The 5,572-nt window shown below is 40.8% G+C and carries 7 protein-coding genes; 3 read left to right on the forward strand and 4 right to left on the reverse strand.

Features of this window, described 5'->3' with window-relative positions:
* Positions 1-62: 62 nt before the first annotated feature.
* Positions 63-773, forward strand: a complete 711-nt coding sequence (locus ACFE93_RS33750; protein ID WP_375480349.1) for a hypothetical protein — start codon at positions 63-65, stop codon at positions 771-773.
* Between the two features lie 106 nt (positions 774-879).
* On the opposite strand, the gene rpmA is transcribed toward ACFE93_RS33750, so the two are convergent.
* Positions 880-1,176: a 50S ribosomal protein L27 gene (gene rpmA, locus ACFE93_RS33755; protein ID WP_375480351.1), complete on the reverse strand. Its 297-nt coding sequence runs from the start codon at positions 1,174-1,176 to the stop codon at positions 880-882.
* 29 nt (positions 1,177-1,205) lie between these two features.
* Positions 1,206-1,613, reverse strand: coding sequence for a 50S ribosomal protein L21 (gene rplU, locus ACFE93_RS33760; RefSeq protein WP_375480353.1), 408 nt, complete (start codon positions 1,611-1,613; stop codon positions 1,206-1,208).
* A gap of 580 nt (positions 1,614-2,193) precedes the next feature.
* Between rplU and ACFE93_RS33765 the strand changes: the two genes are divergently transcribed.
* Together ACFE93_RS33765 and ACFE93_RS33770 are read left to right on the forward strand one after the other, a co-directional pair.
* A complete protein-coding gene (locus ACFE93_RS33765; protein ID WP_104906221.1) occupies positions 2,194-2,427 on the forward strand; it encodes a Nif11-like leader peptide family natural product precursor in 234 nt (77 codons plus the stop codon).
* A 236-nt stretch (positions 2,428-2,663) separates the two neighbouring features.
* Positions 2,664-3,758: a DNA polymerase beta superfamily protein gene (locus ACFE93_RS33770; protein WP_375480355.1), complete on the forward strand. Its 1,095-nt coding sequence runs from the start codon at positions 2,664-2,666 to the stop codon at positions 3,756-3,758.
* 40 nt (positions 3,759-3,798) lie between these two features.
* Here the strand turns inward: ACFE93_RS33770 and ACFE93_RS33775 are convergent, their stop codons facing one another.
* Positions 3,799-4,098 (reverse strand): hypothetical protein, encoded by a 300-nt coding sequence (locus ACFE93_RS33775; RefSeq protein WP_375480357.1) that lies wholly within the window; start codon positions 4,096-4,098, stop codon positions 3,799-3,801.
* Positions 4,099-4,293: 195 nt separating this feature from the next.
* The gene (bchI, locus tag ACFE93_RS33780) at positions 4,294-5,418 is read right to left on the reverse strand and encodes a magnesium chelatase ATPase subunit I (RefSeq protein WP_375480359.1); all 1,125 of its coding nucleotides are present in this window, start codon (positions 5,416-5,418) and stop codon (positions 4,294-4,296) included.
* Between the last annotated feature and the right edge of the window lie 154 nt (positions 5,419-5,572).

Raw genomic sequence — 5,572 nt, forward strand, 5'->3', positions numbered from 1 at the left:
ACCTTCTCATGCTTTATTTACCTTTTTTTAAATAATAAAAAGTGGGATGCTCCCCGTGGCACATGCCTCCAGAATCAACCAAAGAAGCTCAATTTGCCAAAGACCGTATAGCATTAAAAGCCGTTTTACACGGCGCTAAGGCAATTTCACCAGATATTCATGTAATTACAACCAGTGGGAATTTCTCTTTGATTACTGCTGATGGCGGACGAATCACCGAAACACCCCCGCCAAAAGATTATACACGGCCCGAATATTTAGTATCTCTTGACTTACTAGTAGGTGTAAATGTGTTGAAAGATGGGCTAGTAGAAGAATATATCAACAATGCAGGTAACGCCTCGATTGTGTATCCTTCATCAGTGTATGGTTCAGCACCAACTCGTGGAAGTTTCTGGGATTTTGCAATTCAGCAGTTCATTACAGGGAAACCACACCAAGGCTATCAGCCATTTCCACCAGATTTTATGACGGCGTGGATTCATGTTGAAGATTTAGCAGACTGCTACATTGCCGTAGCGCGATTTGGCTCCAAAGGAGGACATTACCTTGCTGCACCTGAAAATTTGAGTATTAGCCAAGTGTCAACTTTGTTTGCCCAGGCTGCTCAGGTAGAATTTCTGGCGCCAGTCTTTGAAAACAAAGACAAAGTTATATTTGATGATTCTCATACTAGAGAAGTACTTCAACTTCAATGGAAGTATAAAATCGCTGATGAGATGAAAGGTTGGGTAGAGAGAATAAAAGAGTTAGGAACTTATTTTTTAGAGTAAATAAGGGTTAAAAGTTAAGTAACTGCTGTAAATATTTGTGCAAATCTGATTATCATATCAGCGCTAACTAGCAATTCGGGTGGGCACTGTTACCCACCCTCACACTCTAACTTGCTACTGCCTCAGCAGGGGCTGCCTCAGCAGCAGTTGTGGGTAAATAAACACTAACTTTTTTACGAGTTTTGCCCTTTCTCTCAAACGTCACAACACCGTCGATTAAGGCAAACAAAGTGTCATCGCTACCAATACCGACGTTATTACCAGGGTGGAATTTAGTACCACGCTGACGCACGAGAATGTTTCCTGCACGTACAACTTGACCGCCATAACGCTTGACACCCAGACGTTGGGCATTAGAATCACGACCGTTGCGTGTACTACCTGTTCCTTTCTTATGAGCCATAATTTCCTCTTGTGTATCTACTTATTTTATTATTCAGCAGTGGTTTCAACTTCTTCAGCAGCAGTGTCATCTACAACGGGGGTTTCCTTCTCCGCTTCTCCTTGAACAGCAAACACTGCACCGTTAAGGGTAATGGAGTCAATCATAAGTCTGGTAATTTCCTGACGATGCCCCCGCTTTTTGCGGGTTTTCTTTTTCGGCTTCATTTTGTATACCAGAACTTTACGACCTCTGTAATGTCGCATTACAGTCCCTTCTACAGTCGCACCTGTTACTAATGGCTGTCCAATAGTGACTTCGCCATCGTGCTGCACGAGTAATACGGAATCTATCGTAACTTTTTCATCGGGTTCGATCGCAAGCAGTTCAATGTCGTAAAACCGCCCTGGCTCTACTCGTATTTGTTTGCCGCCAGTTTCAATAATCGCGTAGGTCATGGAATTGTCCTTGAGGTTGCCGTACAGGTAGCTGGTTCTTATCTCCTGTAGAGATGCTTTTGCCAGCCTTTGTAATATGTCTACCTGATCCGAGCAGGAATTAGACAGACAATCTAACATACTATTTTATTAACAAGCGTCAAGTCAAGCTCTAAGAAAATTTTTGGGTTTGGCATTGCTATCTGGTCAGCCTGAAAATAAAAATCAGCTAATTACTCTGTGCGATCGCTCATTTTCCAAGAGTGGAAAGGGATTAGTCAACTGTCGTCATGAGTATAGGCGTAGCCCGTCGTAAACATCGCCGACTCACACAAATGTAAATTGTATTTACAAGAAGTCAGAACAAATACTTTTTAGATAAAAATTGCTACTATCTTAGGGCTGAATCTTCCAAAAATTAACATTAATTAGTATTAGCTGAAAAGTTATATTTTTTTATCAAAATCAACGCATTTTTCTTCTTTGTTTTAATATTAAATATAAGGTGTCTCATCTAGAAATTATTTACAAAAGTTAGTGAATCCTCAAAAGTTAAACTATCACGTTCAAACCTGATATTTCAAATAGGAGATTGATTGTCATGACACAGCAAAATGCTGCCCGACTTTTTCAAGCGGTAAAACAAGATCAAGCGTTACAGCAAAGACTCAAAGCAACAGCCGATCCAGAAGCCTTCATCAAAATTGCTCAAGAGCGTGGCTATGATTTCAACGCCGAAGAACTAGACAGTGAAATCAGCAAATTATCTGAGGAAGATTTAGCCGCAATTGTTAATCCAGGATGGGGGAATAGACGCCACATTTATCCTAGATAATTCCTGATCATAGGAAATCAAAAGTATAGGAACAACTGAATTGACTAGTTTTGTTCCTCAAAGGGATACCGTTGTATCATCTCCTTTAAGGGCATTCCTGTTAGACCAAGGCTCAGATCCCTGATTTCTTAGAGAAGTCGGGGATTTTATTGTTTGCAAATGATTCCTTTCTCTACTGCTTGTCTCGCCACCTGCTTAACTGATGAGTTAGGATGACTATATTTTAATCAGGTGAAATGAAAAGAATAGAAGTTGAGCAAAGAACTATTTTAATTGGTTTTGCTGGTAGCCACGGCTATGGTTTAAATCGTCCTGATTCCGACTTTGATTATCGGGGAGTATTTATTGCACCCAAAAAGTACTATTTGGGATTCGATCGCATAGAACAAAAAGATAGTGGTTGGGATGAACCAGGAATATTTCCATTCGTTGATGGTAATAAAGACACAGTTATATATGAATTAAGAAAAATCCTCCAGTTATTAGCAGGCGCAAATCCCAATGTTTTAGAATTGCTTTGGTTGAATAACTATCCTTTTTTAAGCGCAGTCGGACAGCATTTAATCGCTCGTAAACAGTTATTTTTGAGCAAGAAGGTAAAACATACTTACACTGGTTATGCCTTTGCTCAAATCAAAAAGATGGAAACTCATCGTAAGTGGTTGTTAAAGCCACCGCAAAAAAAACCAATACCATCTGACTTTGCTATAGAAGACGAAGCGCCTCTGAGCAAAGATGAGTTAAATGCTTTTCTGGAGTATCTTTATAACTTAATCAGAGGACGGATTGAATTTTTGGAAGAAGCAGAACAATTATATCAATTGCTGACAGCAGATATTGATTTTAAAGGAGTTTTAAAACAATATACTTTACCTGATGAAACTTTGGAATATACCCAAAAGTTAACCAATAGCCGTAAAGATTTTATCCGCCTGCTTCAGAAAAGTCAAAGCTATCAAATAGCTTTAAGAGAATGGAAGGCTTACTTATCTTGGCAGGAGAATAGAAATCCGGCTAGAGCAGAAATGGAAAGAAAGTCGGGTTTTGACCTGAAACATGGAATGCACTGCATTAGATTGTTACGCAGTGGAGTAGAAATATTGCAGCAAGGTGAAGTGATTGTAGATAGGAGAACAGCTGGTGATGTTGAAGATTTAAAAGCTCTTTTAAAGGGTGAGTATTCTTATGAACAGGTGATGAAAATGGCAGAAGATTTAGTCGCCGAAATAGAAATTGTTTGCGAACAATCTGCCTTACCTCATAAACCTGATTTGGAACAAATTAATGAGTTGTGTATGGAATTGGTGGAAATGCAAAAATGGAATCATTAGTCATTGGTGCTTACAACTAATAAATGACAAATGACAAATTTTAAAGAGTATACATTAAGTCAGCAAAGCCATAGAGGCTGATGATGAGTAATAGGGATGCTGTTAGTTGAGTAATTCGTCTCTGGGGTGAGGGGGCGATCGCTTCCCGCACTAAGATAGAAATAGATGCCCCAACTACTAAGCTTAAACCTAAGATTAAATAGGGTGTGTCGTTGGGTAAAATACTGGCTATTGCCAACATAGCGATCGCTAATAAGAGCATCAATAATTCTACAAACCTGGGCGGGTTGTATTGGCTAGATAGAACAAAGCTGTTGAACCAAAAAGACCAAATTCTCATATTTTAGTACTGTTAGCGGTAGCGGTAGCGGGGCGTTTAGCTCGTGCTGAGTGATAAGTGAGGAGTTAGGAGTTATATATAGTCAGTGCTGAGTGAGGAATTAAAGTTGTCAGTTATGAAGCAGCTTTTCATTCAAAACTCTTAACTCTTAACTCTTCACCAGAGGCGGAGCGTTTCCGGCTTTGCTCGTAAATTTTAACCCCTAGCCCCTAACTTTTGACCTGTGCCGTTTTTTTGTGCAATATCACTTTCTGGTAGTTCGACGCCAAAGATGCGGCTAAAAACTTTGGCGACTTTGTAGCCAGAATCAATCGATTCTAAAGGGTCTTTCCGCAGTCTGTGACGCAAGCATAGCGTAATTACGCGATGGATATCATCAACTGTAACTTCAGTGCGTCCTTCATAAGCTGTTAAGGCTTTGGCAGCGCGGTTACTAACAATGTCACCCCGCAAACCATCCACATCCAATTCTGAACAGACTTCAGAAATTTTCACCCGCAGATCGTAGTCAATTTTCACTTCTGGCAAAAGCTGTTGAGCATTGACAATTTGCTGTTGTAATGCTTCTTGCTGGGGTTTGTAGTTTTCAAGAAATACTGGCGGATTTTGGTCAAAATCTGCTCGTTGTTCCACAATTTGCACCCGCAAAGCTGGTTCTTTGACTGTGTGAATTTCTGCGTGCATCCCAAAGCGATCAAGTAATTGGGGGCGTAGTTCGCCTTCTTCGGGGTTTCCAGAACCGACAAGCACAAAACGTGCAGGGTGACGGATAGAAATACCTTCTCGTTCTACAGTGTTCCATCCACTGGCAGCGGAGTCGAGTAACACGTCTACAAGGTGGTCGTCTAGTAAGTTGACTTCATCCACATAGAGAATGCCGCGATTAGCCTTTGCCAACAGTCCCGGTTCAAAAGCTTTGACACCTTCAGATAAAGCTTTCTCGATGTCGATTGTGCCACAAACTCGGTCTTCTGTAGCTCCTAGCGGCAAATCTACCATTTGGACTTTTTTGTGAGCTACGGGAATTTCCGCCCCTTGTTCTAAAAGTTGGCGGACTTCATCGCTCATCAAGTCGGGGTCGCTAGGATCGCTACTGAAGGGGTCATTAGCAACCACAGAAATTTCTGGTAGCAGATCCGCCAGCGCCCGGATAGTTGTGGATTTCCCAGTGCCGCGATCGCCCATAATCATTACACCCCCAATTTTGGGGTCAATCACGTTCAATAGCAGCGCCAGTTTCATTTCTTCCTGGCCGACAATTGCCGTAAAAGGAAATACTATGCGACGCGCACTTGCCGTGGATTGAGCAGTTGGACTCACTAAATTACCTTAACAATATTTTTCTTATTACAGTTCTTTATTGTGACACAGGTAGGGCATGGAATAAGTTAGTAATTTTAAAAGTTTTCTTGAATACAGGCTCTTAAGTATATATCGTGAAACAATAATCCTTTAATTGATCACAGACATATAA

Origin of the sequence: uncultured Nostoc sp., assembly GCF_964247315.1 — a bacterium.
Lineage (GTDB): Bacteria > Cyanobacteriota > Cyanobacteriia > Cyanobacteriales > Nostocaceae > Nostoc.

Bases quoted from the DNA above. Each gene is read 5' to 3' on its own strand.
- ACFE93_RS33750 (WP_375480349.1), top strand. From the start codon at position 63: ATGCCTCCAGAATCAACCAAAGAAGCTCAATTTGCCAAAGACCGTATA.
- rpmA (WP_375480351.1), bottom strand. From the start codon at position 1,176: ATGGCTCATAAGAAAGGAACAGGTAGTACACGCAACGGTCGTGATTCT.
- rplU (WP_375480353.1), bottom strand. From the start codon at position 1,613: ATGACCTACGCGATTATTGAAACTGGCGGCAAACAAATACGAGTAGAG.
- ACFE93_RS33765 (WP_104906221.1), top strand. From the start codon at position 2,194: ATGACACAGCAAAATGCTGCCCGACTTTTTCAAGCGGTAAAACAAGAT.
- ACFE93_RS33770 (WP_375480355.1), top strand. From the start codon at position 2,664: ATGAAAAGAATAGAAGTTGAGCAAAGAACTATTTTAATTGGTTTTGCT.
- ACFE93_RS33775 (WP_375480357.1), bottom strand. From the start codon at position 4,098: ATGAGAATTTGGTCTTTTTGGTTCAACAGCTTTGTTCTATCTAGCCAA.